We start from the raw sequence: 940 nt of genomic DNA, 5'->3' as shown, positions 1-940 counted from the left end.
GTAGGCGGAGGGATTCCAATCGCGTCGGGAGCGGCGCTGGCGCAGAAGCTGCAGAAGAAAAAGCATGTTTCAGTAGCGTTTTTCGGAGACGGGGCGTCGAACGAAGGAACGTTCCACGAGGCGCTGAATATGGCGGCAGTGATGAAGCTGCCGGTGATATTTGTGTGTGAGAACAATGGTTTTGGGATATCGGTGCCGGTGAAGCAGTCGACGAGCGTGGAAAACATAGCGGACCGGGCTGCAGGCTATGGAATTCCGGGAGTGGTAGTGGACGGCAATGACGTGCTGGCAGTGGACGAAGCGTTCCGTGCGGCAAAGGAAAGGGCGCTCAAAGGAGAGGGGCCGACGCTGATCGAGGCGAAGACGTACCGCTGGAGAGGGCACTGGACGGGAGATCCGGAACCATACCGCAGCCGCAAGGAAGTGGATGAATGGAAGAAGAAAGATCCGATTGCGCGGTTCGAGAAATATATGGTAAAAGAGAAAATGGCGACGGCAAAGCAGCTTGAAAAAATCAAGGCAGCAGCGTATGCGGAAATGGATGCGGCGGCGGAGTTTGCATTAAACAGCCCAGAGCCTGATCCGGCGCACGTCATGGACGACGTATACTACGAAGCGTAGATTGGAGGAAGAGAAGATGAGCAATAAAACGTATGCAATGGCAGTGAGGGACACATTGCTGTCAGAGATGAAACGTGACGATAAAGTATTTGTAATGGGAGAGGACGTCCAGGTGCTGGGCGGAGTATTTGGATGTACGCGTGGGCTTGCGGACGAGCTGGGGGCAGACAGGTGCTTCAATACGCCGATCTCAGAGGCGGAAATGATCGGAGCGGGGGTAGGCGCAGCGTGCGCGGGAATGCGCCCGGTGGTGGAGCTGATGTATATGGACTTCACGCTTGTGGCAATGGACCAGATCATCAACCAGGTTGCAAAGACA

Annotated in this window: 1 protein-coding gene and 1 pseudogene; both read left to right on the top strand. The window is 55.3% G+C overall.

What is annotated here, in order from left to right; genetic code table 11:
- The coding region (locus tag CHK_RS00710) for a thiamine pyrophosphate-dependent dehydrogenase E1 component subunit alpha (RefSeq protein ID WP_046442010.1) at positions 1 to 621 on the top strand (621 nt) is incomplete at its 5' end.
- Positions 622 to 637: 16 nt separating this feature from the next.
- A pseudogene (locus CHK_RS00705) lies at positions 638 to 940 on the top strand (alpha-ketoacid dehydrogenase subunit beta); the annotation flags it as partial.

This window comes from Christensenella hongkongensis, from assembly GCF_000981035.1.
In the GTDB taxonomy this organism is placed as follows: Bacteria; Bacillota; Clostridia; order Christensenellales; family Christensenellaceae; genus Christensenella; species Christensenella hongkongensis.
Note: the sequence above shows the minus strand (reverse complement) of the source record. Positions and strands in the feature narration are given on the sequence as shown.